General features: G+C 46.9%; 9 protein-coding genes. 1 reads left to right on the top strand and 8 read right to left on the bottom strand.

What is annotated here, in order from left to right:
* Positions 1-23: 23 nt before the first annotated feature.
* The 3 genes from QEP08_RS11805 to QEP08_RS11795 all read right to left on the bottom strand — a co-directional run bounded on the left by QEP08_RS11805 (position 24) and on the right by QEP08_RS11795 (position 6,315).
* Positions 24-698: an outer membrane beta-barrel protein gene (locus QEP08_RS11805; RefSeq protein ID WP_285058250.1), complete on the bottom strand. Its 675-nt coding sequence runs from the start codon at positions 696-698 to the stop codon at positions 24-26.
* Between the two features lie 161 nt (positions 699-859).
* Complete coding sequence (locus QEP08_RS11800) at positions 860-2,056, bottom strand: FG-GAP repeat domain-containing protein (RefSeq protein ID WP_285058249.1); 1,197 nt, start codon at positions 2,054-2,056, stop codon at positions 860-862.
* Between the two features lie 539 nt (positions 2,057-2,595).
* A complete protein-coding gene (locus QEP08_RS11795) occupies positions 2,596-6,315 on the bottom strand; it encodes a PVC-type heme-binding CxxCH protein (protein WP_285058248.1) in 3,720 nt (1,239 codons plus the stop codon).
* A gap of 446 nt (positions 6,316-6,761) precedes the next feature.
* Between QEP08_RS11795 and QEP08_RS11790 the strand changes: the two genes are divergently transcribed.
* Positions 6,762-7,409 (top strand): DUF6266 family protein, encoded by a 648-nt coding sequence (locus QEP08_RS11790; protein ID WP_285058247.1) that lies wholly within the window; start codon positions 6,762-6,764, stop codon positions 7,407-7,409.
* 121 nt (positions 7,410-7,530) lie between these two features.
* Here the strand turns inward: QEP08_RS11790 and QEP08_RS11785 are convergent, their stop codons facing one another.
* The 5 genes from QEP08_RS11785 to QEP08_RS11765 all read right to left on the bottom strand — a co-directional run bounded on the left by QEP08_RS11785 (position 7,531) and on the right by QEP08_RS11765 (position 17,083).
* Positions 7,531-8,628, bottom strand: a complete 1,098-nt coding sequence (locus QEP08_RS11785) for a tetratricopeptide repeat protein (protein WP_285058246.1) — start codon at positions 8,626-8,628, stop codon at positions 7,531-7,533.
* A gap of 269 nt (positions 8,629-8,897) precedes the next feature.
* Positions 8,898-11,003 carry a T9SS type B sorting domain-containing protein gene (locus QEP08_RS11780; protein WP_285058245.1) on the bottom strand — a complete coding sequence of 702 codons (2,106 nt, stop codon included), beginning with the start codon at positions 11,001-11,003 and terminating at the stop codon, positions 8,898-8,900.
* A 204-nt stretch (positions 11,004-11,207) separates the two neighbouring features.
* The gene (locus tag QEP08_RS11775; RefSeq protein ID WP_285058244.1) at positions 11,208-12,311 is read right to left on the bottom strand and encodes a hypothetical protein; all 1,104 of its coding nucleotides are present in this window, start codon (positions 12,309-12,311) and stop codon (positions 11,208-11,210) included.
* Between the two features lie 36 nt (positions 12,312-12,347).
* Complete coding sequence (locus tag QEP08_RS11770) at positions 12,348-13,694, bottom strand: vanadium-dependent haloperoxidase (protein WP_285058242.1); 1,347 nt, start codon at positions 13,692-13,694, stop codon at positions 12,348-12,350.
* 65 nt (positions 13,695-13,759) lie between these two features.
* Positions 13,760-17,083, bottom strand: a complete 3,324-nt coding sequence (locus QEP08_RS11765) for a VCBS repeat-containing protein (protein WP_285058240.1) — start codon at positions 17,081-17,083, stop codon at positions 13,760-13,762.
* Positions 17,084-17,439: the final 356 nt, after the last annotated feature.

Raw genomic sequence — 17,439 nt, 5'->3', positions numbered from 1 at the left:
CGCCCAACAAAGCCAAAACCAGCTCACCAAAACCGGTAGCCGAGCCCAAAAGTGAAGGCTTGAGTTCTTATCGTCCCTGAATTTGAAGGCTTAATAAGATTCAACAATCCAACTTCATACCCCACACCCACAAAAGTGTTCTCCATAAATTCATATTCGGTTTTAAGGTTCAGGCCAAGCTCAAAATCCTTATAAACATTAAGGTAGGGCGCATCCGGATCATAAGGTCTGTCATAGTATCCATTTTGATACTTCTTCATCCCACTTACCATAAACCCTCCGAAAAGACCCCCGGAAAGGACCAGCGCTCTGTTACCAAGTTTTATACGCCTGACCAGATTGACCGGCACCTCCAGCATGAACAACTTTTCATCTTTATACTGTGAGCGGTAGCTACCTGACACAAACTCCTCGGGCCTTGCTCCTTTTCCAATATACTTCAAACCAGTACGCAAGGCAAATGAGTTCTTGAGGTTAATATCCACAATTCCCTCCGCATAATATGACCATATAAACTCATACTCCCCTCCGAAATCACTACCATCTACATAGCGGCTGTGCTTAGAATAAAAACTATTGTAAGTCATACCCGCACCCAGCATGAAACTTACCCTTTTTTCCTGTGAACGGGCAGTACCACAAAACAATATTAAGCCCAACAAGGCTACAGAAACAGATTGAATGAAGAAGCGTATCATATAGTATATTTTAAACAAGATAAAAAATAAACCAGAGCGCAAAAAATAAAAGCGATCACACAGATCGCTTTTATCAAAATACTTTTATTTACTGCCACACCAGCCGGGAAATCCCAAACCGGGGATGAGCTAAAAGTCAGCCAAAAACCGGCACAAACACCCTACTTCTTCAGCTGCTCAAAATAAAACACACCCTTCTTGTTCACCACCACAATATCAATCAGCTTATCCTTGTTCATATCCACTGCGTTGGTCTGCAAACCATTACCAGAATCAGAATCGATCAGGTGCGGCGTCCATGAAGGCACCTTACCCGGCTTATACTCAAACCAATACAAAACTGCTGGCTCACGCTCACCCGGATCGTGACCCTGATGCGCCCAGAAACGCTTACCAGTTACCAGGTCAGGATTGCCATCCTTATTCATATCCACCAAACCCAGACCATGCGTCTGCGAGAAAGTTTTCATAATATCATGATGCTTCCAACTCACCGCACCAGCAGCATCCACTACCTGCTCATGCCACCAGATCCCATAAGCATGCGCCGACGAACTGATCACATCCATATCACCATCCCGGTCCAGGTCCATCACATACATCTGCGAAGCATCCTCACCCAGATCCGCCTCATGCCATACCCAATTGCTCTGCTTCGGATCAGCAGGCGATTCCCACCATCCATGACGGATCACCACATCATTACGACCATCCTTGTTCATATCCCCAAAACCAAGCCCATGCGTAAACTGATGCGTACCACGGTCCTTCACATCACTGATCACATGCACCGTCCAGTCCGTAGCCCCTTTCGACTTCGGCGATTCCAGCCAGATCATCCGGTTTCCCTTAGAATCGTTGCACAACAAATCAACCCTACCATCAGCATCCACATCCACAAAACGCGGCGACTCATTACCTACCGAAGAATACAAAGGAAAAGCCTTCCAGTGACCACCGGAATTCTTAGGATTCTGATACCATACCGCCGCTTCGCCAGGGAAATCCACACGGATATAATCCAGCCAGCCATCCTGATCCACATCCATCACATGGTTCAGAAAAGAATCACTATAACCCGTATTGAAATCAAACTTGCCCGGCGTATACACCTCATGCTTCGTCCAGTTAGGCGCCTCATACCAGAAAGCCCCCGCTACGATATCCATCTTACCATCCTTGTTCAGGTCACCCACACCAGCACCCTCAGAAAAAAAATCCGTACTGATCACCGTCTTTTTAAACTTCAGTTCTTTCGTTTTCTTCTGCGCAACGGCATCAGTGCCACTATAACACAGGCCAGCGCCCGTCAACAGCGCCACCGCAATCATTTTATAATTTGGTTTATTCATCTTCATTTGGTTGTGTTTTTTTAGTTGTGTTTATTTTTTTACTTCTGATTCTTTTTACCGGTGTCATTTCTACCGGTGTTATTTTTACCGGTGTTATTTTACTGGTGCTCTTTTTACTTCTGCTTCTTTTACTTGTATTTTATCTACACAATTTACATTTATTCTTTTACTAATCATTTATTTATTGCCACCGCCATGCACTATCACTCCTCGTCATTGCGAGGAACGAAGCAATCTCCGTACTTCTTTTGAGATTGCTTCGTCGTGAAGAACTCCTCGCAATGACGATTCTACCGGCAGTTCTCGAAATGACGGGCGGCACAATCCTGGTCCTATCTGCGCTAACGCACTCAAATTACCTATTTCCTCTGCACTAGCGCGGAGCAGAAAAAATCACCTTCTCAGAGAAGACATCAGCGTTCTTGGAGCTCCTTCAGCGACAAGAAATGCAGTCTTCGAAGAGAATGGTTATTTTTTCCAGCTCCAAGCGATTCCAATAAACTTTCACCACGAGATCCTCATACTTCGGGATAACGATTCCCCCTCTACTCCTTTGTTGCCAATAAAAACTTCAGCAGCGCATCAAAATCCTTTGGCGCAATCGTATTTCTGAACTGATCCGGCATCAGCGTATACTTAGACGGTACCCGCTCCTTAATATCCGCTTTCGCCACAGAAAACTCCTGCCCTCCCGGATTCGCAAAAACCAATACCGCACCCTCCTCACGACGGAACAAACCCGTCAGCACCTTACCATTATTCAGCGTAACATTATACGTCCTGAAAGCCTGCGAAATATTCCTGTTCGGATCCAGAACCTTCTCCGTCAAAGCCTTCTGCCCCCAATTGCCAATACCATCCAACTGCGGACCAATCATACCGCCCGTACCCTTAATCTGGTGGCACATACTGCAATTCTGAATAAACATCGCCTTCCCCTGCTCCACAGAAACCGAAGAAGGATCAAACGAAGCCAAACGCGCAGCAATCAAAGCCTTACGCGCCTCACTCTCAGAAGCCTGACCAACAGACAATTTCTTAAACTCCGACTGCTGCGCAGCACTCATATTCGCACTAAGCCTCTCCTTCACAGCAATCTCAGAAAGCAGGTCAAACGGCACATCACCCTGTTTCACCGACTGCAGCAACCTGTCAATACCAGTCCCATCATTCACCAAAATAGAAGCAATCCCCAATTGTAAACTCCGCTGACTACCCGCCATCGCCTTTTGCAAAGCAGCAAACCGCGAAGGCGAAGCACTCTGTCCCAGCACCATCGCCATTTTCTCCTTCACCAACTGACTTTCAGCCAGATCCAGCAACACCCCCTCCACCAAAACACCATTACCCCGCGCGTCAATCGCCATCAGCGCATTCGCAGCCGCTGCGCGGGATTTATAATCAGCAAGCCTGTCCGCCAGCAAAGCCTTCAAAGCAGGCACCAAAGACACCACCTTATACGTCCCCGCAATCTCCGCCGCCCTCGTATACCGCTCCGCAGTCTCTGCCAAACCCCTGTCAGGGATCGAAAGCACCGCTGGCTTAAAGCCCCCGATACCCACAGAACCCGTCCTGGTACTGTCCACCACCTCAATATAACCCAGCTGCCCTGCATACTTAGACAAATCAAACGGCACCTCCTTCATCAAATCCCTGTTGGTCATCGGCGTCGTAAAAGCAGCCCGGTAACTGCCGATCACCTTATGCGACTTAGCCAATAAAACCCGTACCGAATTCTTAGAAACACCAGTCTTCGCCTCCGTGTTGTGCACATCATTGTCAAACACACTCAGCTCCAGCGAAGCCGGCAATTTAAACACCGAAGAAACCAGCACGCCAGTCGGCGGATACCAGTTGAACTCGCTCCACAACAACTTAACCCTCGGCAGCTCACCCACAATAGCACGATCAATCATGGCCCATGGATTCTCCGGATCCCCCGTTTCCAGCAAAGGCCTGTTGCTCCACATCTCAGAAGAACCAATAACGCCATTGTCAGAAACTCCAGCACCAGCACGTACATTCACACCACCCCGGGTACCTGCACCAGAATACCCGGCCAACGCCTTTTCAGCCAGACTGATCCCCCAATCCCTCATCGCCGGAACCACTGCCCCCCCACTTTGCTGCAAACCCTGCTGCATCGTCGTAAACAACACATACTGCGCATTCACATCATTCGCAAACCTTTTCTGAATATAAGCCACCGGACGGCTCAATTGCGCAGGTTCCAGAAAACGCCCTATATACTCCAGACTACCCAGCAACTCCGCCTTCGGCAGATCATGCCCCTCCAGGAACTTCATTGCAAACAGAGCCCCCTCCTTCGACGGCACATCCTTCACCACCCTCATCAGCACATCCATCTGCAAATCAGACCAATTCTGCGCCACCACATGACGCATCACCCCCTCATTCCTCATATTATTGCGCAAGGCCAGCAGCACCGTATACTTCAAATGAGTGTCCTTTTCGTCCGCCTTGCCGTACAAAGTCAGCAAAGGCCCCACATTGTCCGGATCAACAGCCTTACCCAACACCTCAGCCGCAACACGCTGCACATGCACATTCGCATCCGTCAAAGCCTTCAAAGCCAGGCCCCTGTGCCCCGGAGAAACTGTTTTTTGCTCCGCCAATATCCTGAACGCATGCACTTTAACCAAAGGATCAGCAACGCCGGCAGAAGACTTACCCGAACTCCGCAAGCCAGAACCCGTAACCCCCGAAGACCCGGCACCGCCTGATGCAGCTACCGCACCCTGCAGCGCCTTTTCCAGCACCCCATCCGGCAAAGCATTCAACCTATACAACGCCCAAAGCGCTTGCACAGCCGCTTTAGCACTTGTCTTATCCGAACCCAGAACTTTCAGCAAAGGCTGTACAGCAGCAGCACCAAACCTTTGCACCACCTGATTGGCAATCGCCATCCTGATGTTCAACTGCGGATAATCCAGGTGCTTCAGCAATTCCGTCAAACCCGCCTTACTCCAGTCCTGCACCTTGTGGTCCGTATGCTTTTCCGTGCCCACATACCTGATCTTCCAGATCCGGCCACTCTGCCTGTCCCTCAAAGGATGATCCAGCGGCACCTCATAATGCCCGATGATCCTATTGTAAAAATCCGCCACATACAGCGCCCCATCCGGCCCCTCCTTTATCGCCACCGGCCTAAACCACGGATCCGCACTGATCAGAAAATCCGCCTCCCTTTTAGCCTCCGGCGATGAACCGCTCAGCGACATCGTATTCCGGTTGATGCGGCAGGTCACCACATCCCCATTGTAAAAACTATTCCTGTACTCCTGCGGAAACTGCTCGCCCAAATAATAATCCAGACCTGACAGCGCAGTAGACCCCAGCTCAAAACTCATCATCTCCGGCGCATAACCCATAGCAGGCGCCTTCTTGCCAAAATGCGGATACTCCCCACCCTTGATCAATTGGTAAATCGGTTTAGAATGGCAATCCACAGAATACAAATAACCCAGCTCATCAAACGTATACCCAAAAGGATTGACCCGGCCAAAGCTCGTCTGCTCCACCCTGCTTCCATCCTCCTTAAACCTGAACGTATTACCCGACACCATCGTGATCGAATCCCCATCCGTACCCGCAATGGTCGAGGTATTGGTAAAACCATGGCAAGCATAGATCCAGCCGTCAAAACCACGGGCAAAATTGTTGACCATGCCATGCGTATCCTGGTAGCCGAACTGCCCGAACAGCACCTTTTTATCTTCGGCAATGCCATCCCCGTCGGCGTCATTGAACTTATAAATATTGGGAATGCTAAACGCTATAGCGCCCTTCTGTACCGGAATGATCCCTATCGGAATGTTCAGGTCTGTCGCAAAAGGCGTAAACTTATCGGCTTTACCATCACCATCCGTATCCTCCAGGATCGTGATCTTGTCCTTCCCCTTCAGCGAAGGCGCGGCCATCGGATATTCCGAAGATTGCGTCACCCAAAGCCTTCCCTGCGCATCAAAATCCATATTGATCGGCTTGCCGATGTCCGGTTCCGAAGCATACAGCGAAATCTCAAAACCCGGCGGCAGCTTAAAACCCGCCTGTTCCTGCGCTGGAGTTTGAAATTCTGTAGTACGGATATGGTCGGCAAACTTTTCCGGGCCGGGATAAGGCACCGGCGGCAGGCTGCTCAAACCAGGCTTGCCCTGGTTCTTTTTAGAAACATTACAGCCCAATCCTGCCAGCAGCAGTCCGCATAACAAAACCGGTTTAGCATTAAAACTAGTTAATTTCATATTCTTCTTATTGAGACTCGCGGGAAGAATTGTCCGGACATATCTACATGTCCTGACCTGTATGCGCTGATGCCCTTCTTCCTGGTATCTCCGGTTTACATTTGGTGTTTGTGGATTGAAATTACAAAAAATATAACAAGCAAAGAAAGAATTGTGAAATCGATTGCCCCACTGCCCCCGAATATTGTATTTCGACTTCCAATCCCAGTCATTCCTGCGTTATGCTTTCTTCTTTCCTTCTGCCTTCTTTTAAATTTTATATAACCTTTCTATAACATTGCTATAACATTTCTATATCCTTTCTATATCTATAGACCTGGTTATGATATAATGATGTCCTATAAACTATAAATAGATAATCTAATTAATAGTAAAGAAGGTGCAGAGAATACCAAACATATTATCTATCTTAGTAACAACTAAATATCTTCTAAAAGAACAAAAAAATGGGTAAATTAACCAGTGGTCCGTTCGGACCAATGCAGGGCACGACTGGCCGCATTACTGCCTATATGCTGAACGGTCAAAATGTAACACGGATTAATCCTGATCATCCGATCAAGCTTAAGCGCAACAGTAAAGGGCAGCTAGCCAATCAGCAGGAATTAAAAGTAGTCAATAAATTTTTAGATTCATTGTCGCCTTTATTAAAGGTGGGCTTTTCAATTGCGGCAAAAAATACAACAAAGAATTTTTATAACCTGGCGCTGTCCTACAACAAGAAATATGCCCTGAAGGGGGAATATCCGGATATAGAAATGGATTATCCCAATGTGCGCATCAGTGAGGGCGGACTGCCTCCGGCATTAAATCCAATTGTGCAAGTGGTACCTGAGGGTTTAAAGTTCAGCTGGGATCAGGCCACCGGATACGACCAGAATAGGGCTTCTGATCAGGTGATGCTTTTAGCCTACGCCCCGGGCTCAGAAAGAGTCAGAGCGATCAGGTACGGCGCAGAAAGATCTGAAGGTTTTGAAACCCTGCACATCACAGACGATATGCTTAGCGAGCCTCTGGAAACTTATATCTCCTTTATAAATGATGAGCGCACGGCAGTTGCGACCAGCATATATACCGGTCGCATTGGTGGTTAAAATGCAGGTGATGCCGGTTTGTCAGTTCCAAAACCTCGACTTAATCGTTATGGAATAACGACTTTATGGCTATGAAACCACGACTTAATGGCTCCCGAATATCAGCTTAGCAGGTCTTCAATTACTGATAATCGGAAATAATAAACCGGTTGCCGGAGTCGAGTATCAGCCTGTTGGCAGCAAACCACTTCAGAAAGTCCTGCCATTTATCTGCATTGGCGGCCACCCAGGTTTTAAACAGTTCTTCGTCACCCTTCTGGAGCACCCAGTGGTTGTAGCTGTTGATATGGCCCGCATCGGCTATTTTCTTTTGATAGCTGAACAGTACATTGGGATAGGTCACCGCGGTCTTTCCTTTAAAATATTCGCCGGCAAAGTTGGCACGGATGCTGTCCAGGGTGTTGATGTTCACTTCTTTTAAGCCCAAAGCGGAGATCATCAGCAACCTTTCGTAGACGGCCACGCCGTAAGGCAGTAATTTATCAGGGTTTTTCTCATTGGGATTGACCACGTTATTGTTGCTGAAGCTCACAGAAAAATGACCCGGGCTGGTTACTTTAATTTCATTTTTGTAGGTATCAAACAGCAATTTGCTGATCTCTGCAGTACGTTTGGTATTGCTCTCCAGGTTCATGAAGATTTCGCCGTACATCAGGGTCCATAATTTTTCCGGCGTAGTCGCCCACACCTTTGACAGCCAGTAGTAATTTGAAGGAAACTTCGGGTCTACTTCTGTACCTTTCTGAAAGACCTTTGTCGCGGCAGCAAGGTCATTCTTTTTGAGGTTCATGACACCGGATTCCAGGTAGAGTTTACCGGAATTTGGGAACCGCTGCAAGCCCTCGGCATACGTTTGCACCGCTTTTTCAGCTTTCTCGCTCATGTCATAGGTGTTGCCAAGCAACTGGTAGACCAGATCGCTTACGTCTTTATTGGTCTTCAGTTTCTCCAGGACTTCAATTGCCGCAGGGTAGTCTTTTTTTAAGAAAAACGCATAGGCCAGCTCATAGTTGTAATTGTAGTTGTTTGGGTCGACCTTTTGCAGGTCTTTCAGGATGGTGATGCTGGCATCGACTTCGCCCTTGTCCATCAGTTTGACGGCCTCTATTAGTTTGGCTCTGTTGGGATCTGTATCAGTTTGACTGAACACCGGAGCGGAAAAAAACAGGATTGCAATAAGGGATGCGTAAAGGCATTTGTTGAGTAGACGTTTGTTCATGAGCGGTATATTTTTAGATGGCATATTTGTTTAGATGGTACAATTTAATTGTTAAGACGTTAAAAAACAATAAGCTGAAGATTTATTATTTTTTTCAACAAGTTAAAAATTAGTTAATTCTCTTATTCTCAGAAAGCGCTTCGGTATTCTCAGAAAGAGCTTTGCTATTCTCAGAAAGAGCTGCTATTCTCAGAAAGCACTTCACCATTCCAGAAAGACCTTCGCTACTCTCAGAAAGAACTCCGCTATTGTTGTAATAAATTCAGGACTTACCTGATTAGGGTGAGGCTGCCGTTTTGCGGGGGGCATTCTATACTTGGCCGGACCATGTAATAATATACGCCTACCGGAAGATCTGCGCCTTTGCTTTTGCCGTCAAAAGGCTGGGAACGGCCGAAACTGTGAAAGACCATCATGCCCTGCCGGTTGAAAAGTTTGACTTCGGGTGTGGTGTATACCTCTATGCCTTTGATCATCCAATTGTCGTTGATGCCGTCGCCGTTGGGGCTGAAAGCCGTTGGTATTTGCAGACCTGAGGAGCCAAAGCCGATGCTGAACATGGTACGGGGACTTTCGCAGCTGCCTCTGCCGAGTGCCGCGTAATAGATTCCGGGCTGATCGACACGGATCCTGAAATCTTTGCTGCTGCTCTGGCTGAGCAGTGTGCCGCTGGCGTTGTAAATGCGGTAGATTTCGGCGGTCTCTTTGAAACTGATGTTTACGCTGGAAGGTGCGCAGATCAGGATGTCTTCCATTAAGGGGGGGACGATGTTCGTTTGTGTATTGCCTATGGTGAAGGGAAAAGTGTTTTGACATTTGCTGTTGCTCGCAGTCAGGGTATAATTGCCGGCAGGCACATTGAGCAGGTCACTGTTCCTGTTGCCCACCTCTTCTCCGGCTTCGTTGCGCCAGATGTAGGTGACTGAAGTGTTGAAAACCGGGCCGGTTAAGCTGCCCTTACCAAGGCTGCAGGTGTCGCTTTTCATGACCGGCGGAGTGAGCAGTTCAACGGCAGGAAAGATTTCGAAAAAATGGGGCGAATATTCATGTGTACACCCGAATTCGTTCTTTAGTATCAGTGTATAAAAACCGGGCGAGGCATTATGCAGCTCCAGTTCTCTAGATACCGGTGTAGTCCTGTCGTCACCTTTATACCATTCAAAACTGGTCGCATTGGTAGCAGAGAGCCCGGTGATTGATCCGTTGCCTAGCCCGCAACTGGGTTGTACCTGAGGTATTTCCGGATTTAGGGTTAGCGTTATGCCATTTTCCACCTCGATTTCTTCCTCAAGAAGAATGGTTGGACAGGAATTGTTGTCGGTATAAGCCTCCAGGGTATATTTACCAGCGGCCAGGTTATAGATGTCGATCGTGCCCTGGATGTCGGTCACAGGGTATTCATTGCCGACAGTGTCCCTCCATCTGTAATTAGGTGTCTGATTAGGTGCCGGAATGACCCTGACACCGGTAATAGAGCCGGTGTTTTCGGTGCATTTTGTCTTTGTAACCTGTATATTGCTGCTGACATCTATCCGGGCAAGTACAGGGGCTGCACGGACAGTTATTATTGCAGGATCTGAACGGCAGCCGCCAGGGCTTGTCACATAGAAGTTATAGGCTCCTGGAGAAAGCCTCACCCTGTCTCCAGTCATTGTTGCACCGCTTGCCTGGTTTTCCCATAAGAAGCTTGCTGCCGTACCGGTATATTGACCTTCATATTCTCTAAACAATTCTCCGCACTGCAGCGTGATGTTATCGGAAACGGCACGCGGAGGTTCTTCTACCAGCACAGGTTCACTGCGGTAGAGGCGACCGGCAATATTTTTATACTCCAACGTGTACTTTCCGGGGGGCGCATCTCTCAGCAGTTGGTCATGGCTTTTTATATCTCCCCTTTCGTCCCGCCAGGTAAAAACATCGCCTGCACCGGGAAACATCCAGATTGTCTGTGTTTCGGCGCAGGGCTGAAAATTGAGAATCTTCACTTCATCTGCGCCTAATAAGGAGGATTCAAATATCACTTCGGCGCTCCCTGGCCTGGTCATGGATACCACAACCGGGCCGTCAAAATCACCCAGGTGGTCATTGCCGCGAGTATATTGCCATACGAAATAGGGCGGCCCATCGGTTACTACAGTTGCAAATGGTACACCTGTCCTGGGGGTAAAGGAAGCGCTGTCGGCATAGTAAAGTTTTATGGTCGATCCCGCTGGGGCGAAACCATTAATGGTATGAGAGTCATAATTTGTTATTCTGAAATGAGGTTCCGGATCGGCTTGCGCATTACCTTTTTCGGCGATACAAGCCAATATCAGGAACAAGATCAATGTTCTCAATTTAAGGATCCCTGAAATGTGATTAAGCGCCTGGAGCATTCCCCCTATAAATTTGGAAGCATTAAGGTACAAAATAAGTGACTGAAATGAGAAGACCGCTGAGAGAAAAAAAAAGAGGTTGCCCTGAAGAAACTGACCGTCCCGGAATCAACTGTACAAAGATTTTTCTCCGCCAGATATCCGTAAAAAAAAGGGCTGTCCAAAAAGATCGGACAGCCCCTGGATAAAAACGTATTTTTTAGATTAGAGTCTGAAGGAAATGCCCAGGTTAACTGAGTAGTCGGCAAATGCAGCATCACCGTTTACAAAGACAGGACCCGTCTGCCTGGCACGGTCTGTGACGCTTTGTGTTCTTTTTCTGTAGACCGCAACTGGTACGGAGGCATAGAAATTGATCTTGCTCAGCTGGTAGGTAATGCTGGGTTCTACCGAAATGACATAACCCGGTCTGCGGAAATCGCCACTGCCGCCGATGACGTCGTGTATCGGAATACCTTCTATGCGGGCACCACCGGAAAATACCCATTTGTTCAATGCATAGTTGGCACCGACTCTGGCCATAAACTGATCGGGTACACTGCTGATGGCCTCATTGGCAATAGCCGCGCTTACTTTTTCACGGTAGGTCCTCACACCGTTATTCTGACGTGGATTGGCCAGGTAAAAGGCGTTGGCATACAGGCCAAGGTTTTTAGCGACAGCGGTAAATCCATTTAACTCCAAAGTTAAACCGGTACCACCGTCACCCAATTGAATGGATTGGTCTACAGTACGCAATTCAGGTGTGCCGCCCGGACCTACGTTTTGCCAGTAGTCCTGGTAATCGTAATCCCCTGTTGCGAATTTGATCCCTAAACCGACCTGAAGGTTGGCTTTAGGACTTGTTTCAGGGTTAAATAACCAGCGGTAGGCGGCAACTCTGATGTCACCTAAACCGAAAGAACTGGTCCTGCCCCTTTTATCGCTCAGATTTGGCGGAGCATTGTGCTCGTATTTGGAGGACCTCACATTAGAAATGATAGGAACATCAACCATAGCCGACCAGCGGTTATTGAATACGCGGATCAGGGAAAGATCGGTAGCAAACTGATAGTTGATCACCTCGTTGCCGACTTCAAGTCTTTCTTTCTGATAGACATCTCCTTTAAAATGTTTATTGGACATAAAATAGCGGGTATTCACATTCAATATCCAGCTGCCTCCGGTGGTGTGTTCTCCTTCAGGATGCTCAGTCATGGAGCAGATGCCGCCTGTACTGCGAATGGCTACGCAACCCTGGGCCTGGGTCTTTGAAGCAAATAAAGTTAATGTTGCCAGAGCTGAGAGTGTCAGTAGAATTTTCTTCATGTTTTAATGATTAAGGTTTACAGTTTAGATTGATATTTACAGTTTATTTGATTGGTTTAATGGTTTGATCTGATTGGCTTTGAGCTCGTCTACTATGTGCTTACCGATGGCATTGCCTACGTTTACACCGTTTTCAATTCCGTCCAGGAAGTGGATTCCACCCCAATATCTGCTCATGGCGGCTTCTTTTGCGGCCTCGTTGAATGAGCTGAATTTTCTTGACTTTAGCCCATAGTTTTCCTCTACATCGTCTGTATAGCTGAAATTGTCGCCAAAGTAATAGGTAAGAATGGTCGCTGTTGTGGAGGAGATGTGTGAATGGCCGCTCATGTATTCGGGAAAGGGCGGGGTTTGCAGCAGGGGTTTCCATTTGGGGTCTATCAGTCTCCTGATCGCCGTTTCGGGGCGGATTCTGTTGCTCCGGTATTTTTCGTCCCAGCAGCTGATGAAACTGTCTGTGATGCCCATAGCGACGACTGTATAAATCTCCAGCGCTTTTGAGAAGTTTACTTTAGCTTTCTGGCAGGCGATACCTGTAATGCCGACCCAGTGCGCACCTGGTGAGATCTTTTTTAAGCCCACCATTAAGTGTCCTTCATTTTTGAGGGCAAAGGGATTGCAGTCCCAAAAACCTGCGATCTCTCTGTGTTCAGGCGTCAATCCTGCTCCTCCTTCTGTATAAACGCCTGTCAGGAGTTTGAAAAAGGGAGAATTTTTATCTTTTGAATAGGAAATAGGCGGAACCGATTTGAACGCTTGCGCGGAATCGATAAAAAACGGACGTACCGTATTGAAATATGGCTCTACCGGTGCAAAAAATGCAGGCGGGGTCGGATACCAGCTGCCCTCCGTATTTAACGGCGTATAGCGCGGGTAATTGCTGATCCTGTGGTAGCGGTCTTTTTTGGCATAAGGCATGATCTGTTTGATGACCTGATTGGCATAGGACTGTGAGTGTGCGATGATTTCATCAGAGAATCCGATCTTACGGCAGGAGTCTAGAAATTGCTGCTCAAAGTCGCCAAACTTCTTGCCTGAGGGCTGCATCTTCTTTGCTGTGCCTGTCATGGCCAGGATGGCGCTGAGCTGGGGGGAGTATGCTCCTGAATCGAGAGGGGTGTTGATGTCGGGAAATTCGTTTAGAACTCCTTTCAAAGGCACTACGCTCGAATCGTTCAAGGCCATGACGGTATATCCCGAGATGCAGGCATAGGAATAAAACCGGCCGGCCAGCGGCGGGTTGGTGACGTCGTGGATCATGAACTGGGTCATCTGCTCCAGGACCCTGGCGATGTCTTTATTCGTCAGTTCCGGATCTTTCTCTTTTTTCTTACAGCCCATCAGACAGAGCAGCAACGTACAGCAAATTATCAGTTGTTTCATCGGCATATTACTATTGTGACGTTTCTATTTTATTTTGTTGAATACTATTTAATCTTATTGAATTTCTATTTAACGTTATTGAACTGGAAGGCCCTCATTTTCTGCTGATTGATACCTACATACAAGGTATTGTTCAGCGCAATGACGCTCCTTACATCCCCTTTGAGCTTCAGGCCGCTCTGCTGGTCAGGAATGTAAGTAAATCCGCCTTTTCCGTTACCTTTCAAAAGTATGCCGTGGTTGGCGTCGTACTGGCCAAAGCGGATACGCGACTGGTAAATGTTTCCGCAGAGCAGCAGGTCTTTGTGACCGTCGCCGTTATAATCTATCGGTGTAATGGTATATACCGGTGAGTACTGGGCCTGTATCGGCAGTTGTTTTTCTTTGAATTTGCCATTGGCACTGCCTTCAAAATAGGCGGTTTTCAGGTAATTGGCTTTCAGGGTTTTGGCCCCTTTCATCTCCTCCGGGGTGAATATTTCTTTCATGCCAGCATCTGCGTAGCTTGCGTAATCCGGAAAACGCGGGCGCATGATGCTCATCTGGTCCAGCATTTCATCTCTGGTCAGGTAAGGATAACTTTTGCCCTGGATATAAAAACAAAGGATGGGATCGACAGAGCCGTTGTCATCAAAATCATTATAACACAATTCTGCTGGTTCCTGATCACTCGCCTTGCACTGGCTGTTGAGGCCCAGATTGCCTGCGATAAGATCGGGATGCCCGTCGCCGTTCATGTCTTCTACCTTCAGGCTGTTCCACCAGCCGGTGTATTCCTTGTCAAAGTATTTACTGGTCCTGTTCTTCAATTTGCCCCCCTCATTGATAAAAACACTGAGCGGCATCCAGTCGCCTGCCAATACAAGGTCTTGTTTTTTGTCACCATTGAGGTCAAGACATGCGGCACTGGTAACCATGCCTATGTACTCAAGCTCTGGTGCTGCTTTCCTGATCTGGTCTGTGAAATGACCTTTGCCATCATTGATCAGCATAAAGCTTTTGGGTGGTTCGGGGTATCTTGATCCTGCGTTGCGGCCACCTACAAACAGGTCCGGATGTCCATCGCCATTAAAATCGCCGACGCGTGCACAGCTTTTGCTGATCCGCATTTCCGGTAAAGAGGTGACAGATTTTGAAAGATTGCCTTTACCGTCATTGAGGTATAGCCTGTCCTGAAGCAATGGGTCACCATCTTTAAAGTTCCGGTAGCCGCCGCTCACAACATACAGGTCCTGGAAGCCGTCTCCATTGGCATCAAAAAAAACAGCATTTGCATCATCACTCTGCTGGTCACTGAGAAAGGGCTGCTCGTTTTTAATGAATTTCCCCCCTTGTTGCTGTATATACAACGCTCCGGGCCTGTTTACACCACCACCTGTGAATACATCTTCCAGTTTGTCCCCGTTTACATCGCCTTTTGCCATACAGGGTCCGGTAAAGGAGAGCGCATTTACTAGCAGTGGCTGGCGTTTATAATCATTGATGTCATTCTTCACTTCAACCAATGGTATGGCAGAGGGCACTTCTTTAAAAACAGGAGCAACTGGCTTTGGTTTTTGATAGGTTCCGCTTGCATCTTTTTCATAAATGTACAGCAGCCTGTCGGCTCCCACTTTGGTCAGTGTCTGCATTTTTCCATCGGGCCATACAATGCGCAGGGAATCGATTTCTTTTTGCTTGCCAAGTCCAAAATGTAGGGTTGCAGATACGGTTGACAAATAACCTTTTGAAGGCATTTGTTCAACACACTGCTGCTTTCCTTTAGAAAAAATGGTAACCATCGCTCCTAAACCATCTGTATTTTGCTTCAGGCCTTTAAGTTTTATTCTCAGGTAATGATTTGAGGAATCGCCCTGGTTCTGATAAACAAAAGCGGTTTTATTGATGTTGTTTACGACAAGGTCAAGATCACCATCATTGTCAAGATCGCCGTAAACGGCCCCGTTGCTATTTGAAGGAATGCTCATGCCCCATTCTTTGCCTTTATTGTCAAAAGTTAAATTGCCGTTATTTTTATAGATGTAGTTTTTCACATCGGATGAGGGCAGTTTACTCAGCATTTCTAAAATATGCCTTGGTTCTACTTCGCCGTTGACGTTCTTAAAATAGTTTTGGTTGTATTTTACAACGTCCATATTGGTAAAGTCATGCAGATATCCGTTGGTTACAAAGAGATCTTTCCAGCCGTCATTATCAAAGTCGGCAAATAACGGTGCCCAGCTCCAGTCTGTATTGGAAATTCCTGCCAGCTGGCCAATTTCGCTGAAGGTCCCGTTTCCATTGTTAATGTGAAGCATATTCCGCATATACTGATAGTATAGCCCGTTTCTCAGGTTCAGGTAAAAGAATTCATAATTGTCGAATCCCTGCAGCAATTTCTGGCGGCGGTTGTCTTCGGGAAGCATGTCCAGTGTGAAGATATCTGGAAGGCCATCATTGTTCACATCTGTTATACTATTGCCCATCGAGTACATGGAAATATGTTCAAGATGGTTATTCAGCTGATCGGTAAAGGTACCATCATGATTATTGATGTAAAGATAATCCTTTATAGAATAGTCATTCGATACATACATATCTGGCCATCCATCGCCATTTACGTCTGAAATTGCCGCTGCCAATCCATAGGATAATGATGAACTCTGAAGGCCTGCGCTTATTGTTACGTCTTTAAAATGCCCTTTATCATTTCTAAACAGCTTGGTCGCGGTCTTTGAGTCCGGAGTTTTTAGCAATTCTTGTATGGTAATGTCGTCCAGATTGGTAAGAACGTTAATGTTCTCATCTACCAGCAGGAGGTCAAGATCGCCATCGCGGTCATAATCAAAAAAGTGCGATTGTGTACTATATGCAGTATCTGCGAGGCCATAGGCTTCTGCCTCATCCTTGAACGTGGGCAGGCCTTCGGAATTGAGTCCCTGATTGATAAAAAGCTGGTTTCTGCGGTCCGCGCCAGGGCGCCGGCCAGAGTAACAGACGTAGATATCCACCTTTCCGTCACCATTTACATCAGCCATATTTACCCCGTTCTTCCAGGAGTTGTCCCTCCCGGCCACGCCTGCCAGGTCGGTGATATCCGCAAAATGCATATCACCCTGGTTCAGGTAAAGTTTATTTCCGGTCATGTTTCCCGAAAAATAGAGCTCATCCAGTCCGTCGTTGTTTAAATCACCCATTGCTACCCCGGCTCCATTATAAAAAGCAGGATAGTTAAACACATTATGTTCAAAATTTTCACTGATGTTGTTTGCAAAAAGAATATTGGTCTTTGAGGAATCCAATAATTTGAATAGTGGGTTTTCAGCAGCCGCGTCTTGTCCGTCTTTACCGGACTGGCCGCAGGAAGTCAATAGAAAAAAGCATACAACAAGTAAGTAGAGTTTAGCCATAATGGTTATTTGGTATAAGAGAAAACGATTTAGTAACGAGTGGAATTTAAGACGCGGAATTGCTACTTGTTAGAAAAATTCTGTTCTTATCTTGGACAGCAGGAATGCCCGGATGGAGTGATCGGTTCATACAGTTTAGTTTATCTGGTTTATTTGGTTGTGCCCATGTTTGATCAGGGCTGCTTAATGTCACTGGAAGCTTACAGTGTAATATTTCAATGACATTAAAATAAATATATAATTTTTCTTCTTTAAATTCCTAATTATTTTTTTGGTCGGGCGTAATAATTCTGATTAAAAGACAACTGTCTGGCCGGAAAGTCCTATACAGATGGCCAGTTTCTTTAAAATTGATA

Origin of the sequence: Pedobacter ginsengisoli, from assembly GCF_030244015.1 — a bacterium.
In the GTDB taxonomy this organism is placed as follows: Bacteria; Bacteroidota; Bacteroidia; order Sphingobacteriales; family Sphingobacteriaceae; genus Pedobacter; species Pedobacter ginsengisoli.
The sequence above is the reverse complement of the archived record's forward strand: the minus strand, read 5'-3'. Positions and strand labels throughout refer to the sequence as shown.